This is a genomic window from Geomonas propionica (assembly GCF_016458235.1).
In the GTDB taxonomy this organism is placed as follows: Bacteria; Desulfobacterota; Desulfuromonadia; order Geobacterales; family Geobacteraceae; genus Geomonas; species Geomonas propionica.
The window spans coordinates 1-227 of record NZ_JAEMHK010000051.1; the positions used below are offsets into that span (position 1 = coordinate 1).

1 pseudogene is annotated in these 227 nt (G+C 65.2%); it reads left to right on the plus strand.

Going from position 1 to position 227, the window contains the following annotated elements:
• Positions 1–227, plus strand: a pseudogene (locus JFN90_RS22105) (cytochrome C); the annotation flags it as partial.

The following is a 227-nucleotide window of genomic DNA, read 5'->3' on the forward strand; positions in this document are numbered from 1 at the left end:
ACGCTGCACTACGGCAACATGACCACGGGCGCCTACCCGGCCACCTACGTCACCTCGCGTTCGGCCTGCACCGACTGTCACTTCTCGACGGTGACCAACCAGGCGATCCGTCAGGCGTGGTACACCTCCGGCCACGCCAAGGGGAGCGCGCCGGCGTACTCCAGCTACGACTTCAAGACCATGGACGGCTGCGTGCAGTGCCACACCACCACCGGCTTCGTGAACTT